Annotated in this window: 2 protein-coding genes; one reads left to right on the forward strand and one right to left on the reverse strand. The window is 39.2% G+C overall.

Annotated elements, in window-relative coordinates; genetic code table 11:
- Positions 1-795: efflux RND transporter periplasmic adaptor subunit (locus AC4GME_RS14125; RefSeq protein ID WP_490379625.1), on the reverse strand; the 795-nt coding region annotated here is incomplete at its 3' end.
- Between the two features lie 711 nt (positions 796-1,506).
- Between AC4GME_RS14125 and AC4GME_RS14130 the strand changes: the two genes are divergently transcribed.
- A complete protein-coding gene (locus AC4GME_RS14130) occupies positions 1,507-2,163 on the forward strand; it encodes a TetR/AcrR family transcriptional regulator (protein ID WP_490377343.1) in 657 nt (218 codons plus the stop codon).
- The last annotated feature ends 309 nt before the right edge of the window (positions 2,164-2,472 follow it).

The following is a 2,472-nucleotide window of genomic DNA, read 5'->3' on the forward strand; positions in this document are numbered from 1 at the left end:
TTTTTGGTTATCAATCTCTTTTCGAGCTACACGGCCGCTGACAGACACTGTCATGCCTGCAAGAATTTCAACCCCCTCAGGTTTCGTCACGTTCACTGTCACTGGATAGGTTCGGGTGCGAAAGGAAGCTTCACTGCCTACTTCGGTGATTCTGCCTGGCACCTCAAGATCGGATAAATTGGGGAAGGTCACTTTTATGTCCTGGACATCGCTGACAGTAGAAATCAATGATTCAGGCACATCGATAACAACTTCAAGATCATTCAGCGAAACAATTTTCACAATGGGCTGCTGTGGACTAACGTATTCAAAATTATCGACATAGGTAGCAACCACCCGACCTGCAAATGGCGCTTTCAGCTCGGTGTAGGACAGTGCATCTTGGGCATTTCGCAGACCAGCTTCCAATGTTCTTACCTGACCTTTCGCGGTATCAAGTGCGGCCTTGCGACGATCAAGATCAGCATCACTGATCAGCTGACTATTTATTTTATGGACTTTATTGGCTCGCAGGTATTCTGCGTCTGCTAAGGTCATCGCAGCGTGCGCTGTCGATAACTGCCCTTTAAGTTGATTTATTTTCACATTAAATCCATGCGGATCTATCTGAGCGAGCACATCCCCTGCAATAACTTCATCACCAACATTAACCGGATACTTAACCAAAGGGCCACCAACCCGAAACATCAAATTAATTTCATCAACGCCTCTAATCTGGCCAGTAAACTGGCGCTTCTCAAACGCTTCATAGTCATTAATTCTGACAGTCTTAACTAGCTTGCTTTGACTTTTCACCGGTGTTTCGTCAGAGCACCCGCTGACAATGAGTACGCTCGTGACCAACATAATTGGTACATTAACAAGCGATTTAAATTTCCACATAAAGAACCTCTACTATTAAATTGCCATGTCTCTTTATAAATATCTCCAAGCGGAGGAAACAATATGGCTATACGACTGTATAGCGATTATAACTACAACGCATGATTATACAAGTGTATAGTAACTAAAAAGTGGAGAGCATACAGCATGGGACGTACACCAAAATAGAGGACAGTACTGAATTAACTATTTAGAACAATCACCTAGAGGGTTATACATCAGGCATTAATTCTGTGCCAAAGCAAGAAAATGCTATTAGAGATGATTTGTAAATAGATACTTACTTGATAATAATTGAACTAAAAATAAAAAATGTTGAGGCGTTTCGATAATCTTCAAGCGGTATTTTTGAAGATAATTGTCATCAAAACCTGTCATGAATGACAACATCAGCAACTCAAAAGGCGCAATCGCAGGCACTCGCCTGCAAAACTGCTTGCTGCGGCAAACTTCAGTAATATTAATTAATTTTAAGACTTCAGTTATTGGTGTTTGCTCAGTACAATCCCTTTAATACTCTACTAGTATGATTATTTAAGTGTTTTGACGATAAAATAAATTTACACTCAAAACATCGTGTTAATCATATTTACCTTAAGAGCCAACTAAAGAAGTATCGTTAATATGAAGCAACAAGACATCACTAAACAACGAATTTTAGAATGCGCCAAGCAACTTTTTGCTGAACAGGGCTATGACAAAGCCAGCATACGGAACTTAGCCATTGAAGCGCAGGTTAGCCATGGATTGATCCGTCATCATTTTGGTAATAAAGAACAAGTCTGGTATGCAGTGGCTGACCAGATAATGGCCGAAGTAATGAATGAGCGAATACAATTAAATGATTATTTTCAGCACAACTTCCCTGCGAATGATGCAACGTATTTGATGATATCTCAAATGCTCGATAACCTGGTAGATAATCCATTAATCATAAAACTTATTATTCAGTTCAGTTTGGGCAAACAGATACACTTTGATTATTTCTTTAACCAATTTCTATTCGCCAACAAAGACCTGCGTACATTAATTGAAAACTGCTGTGATAAAGGCTATCTGAAGGGCATGAATGCGTCAGAAATTACCAACATGTTATTTGGTATGGTAAGCATGCCGGCCGCACAACCCAAATTGTTCTTCGCCAACTATGATCAAAAAATTGAGCATAAAGTAGCAACAAACCATTATCTGGAATCGGTAAAATCCTTATTCGCCAATTTATTGCAGGTCAATGAACAAGCACTCAATACAAAAGTTGAACAATTGAAACTCGGAAAATAACAATTACCCCGAAATACAGTTAGGCTTTACACAACCCGAGTTACATTATGAAGGTTGGAGTATTACAAAAACATGAAACAAGTATTGCAGATCAACTAGGTGACTTTATACAAAGTAAGAAATTTAAAGTTAAAATGGTGGCTCTAAATTATTGGTTGCGGTTCATCCCTTAATTCGTTTTGTTCCCCATATACGCCTCAGCTAGCAAAAATCCCCACGCTAGCTTCTTTCCGAGAGTGGGCCAGAAAATGGCAGAGGCCCCAACGTCCGTAATTATAAATAAAAATCTTTAAATATTTTCAATGATAT

Source organism: Psychromonas sp., assembly GCF_983033635.1.